A 1,159-nucleotide genomic window follows, 5' to 3' on the forward strand; every position below is an offset into this window, starting at 1 on the left:
GCACCGTCGGCGCCTTCCGCGCCGTGCGCGAGGCCGCGACGAGCCGCGTGCCGCCGCCCCCCACCGGCCTGCGCGAGGCCGACGAACTGGCCGAGGCCCTGGCCGGTGCTGCGGCAGAGCGCAGCCGCGCGGAGGCCGCGCTGGCCGCTAGCGAGCGGCGCAACCGGGAGGTGCTGGAAAGCCTGGACGAGCGGCTCTTCGCCCTCGATGCGGACGGCTGCGTGCGCTTCGCCAGCCGTGCGGCGCTCGCGGGATGGGGCATCGCGGCGGAGGCGCTGCTCGGCCGACGCTTCGCGGAGGTGTTCCCGCAGGCCGTGGGCAGCCCGACCTGGATCGCCACCTCCGGCGTGCTGGAGACGCGGCAGCGGGCGCATCTCTGCGGCGTCTCGCCGATCATGGGTCGCTGGATCGAGGTGGACGCCTACCCCTCGGCTGATGGCGGCGTCACCGTCGCCTTCCGCGACATCGAGGACCTGCGGCGCGCGCAGCGCGAGCGCGCCCGCGCGATGGAGTCGTTGAAGGCCGCGGAAGAGCTGCAGCGCCTGGCGCTGGAGGCGGCCGAGCTGGGCGCCTGGGAGGTGGATCTCCGGGCGGGCCGGGTGCGGCGCTCGGCGCGCGCGCTGGAGATCTTCGGCTTCGGCCCGGAGGCGGCGGAGGATCCCTATCCCTCCTGGCGCGGCCGCATCCATCCGGACGACCGGGCGGCGGCGCTGGAGCTGATCGAGGCGGCGCGGGCCGGCCGCATCGGATCCTACCGTGCCGAGTACCGCTTCCTGCGCCCGGACGGCGCCTGGGTGTGGCTGGAGAGCCATGGCCGCGTCGTCGCGCAGGATCCGGCGACGGGCGCCGCGCTGCGCCTGGTCGGCGCCACCCGCGACGTGACCGCGCGGCGCGCGGCGGAGGAGCGGCAGGCGCTGCTGGCGCGGGAGGTGGACCACCGCGCGAAGAACGCGCTCGCCGTGGTGCAGGCGGCGGTGCGGCTGACGCCGAAGACCGATCCCGCCGCCTTCGCGCAGGCGATCGAGGGGCGGGTCGGCGCGCTGGCGCGGGCGCACACGCTGCTGGCGGCGGATCGCTGGGCGGCGGCGGATCTCCGCACGCTGCTGGAAGGCGAGGTCACGCCCTTCCTGGCGGTGGGCGGCCCCGGGCCGCGCGTGGG

1 protein-coding gene is annotated in these 1,159 nt (G+C 77.3%); it reads left to right on the forward strand.

The annotated features are described in order from the left end of the window. Positions 1 to 1,159 (forward strand): HWE histidine kinase domain-containing protein (locus tag OZN99_RS32125; RefSeq protein ID WP_270939246.1); only part of this gene is annotated, 1,159 nt, incomplete at both ends.

This window comes from Falsiroseomonas oryzae, from assembly GCF_027856955.1.
In the GTDB taxonomy this organism is placed as follows: domain Bacteria; phylum Pseudomonadota; class Alphaproteobacteria; order Acetobacterales; family Acetobacteraceae; genus Falsiroseomonas; species Falsiroseomonas oryzae.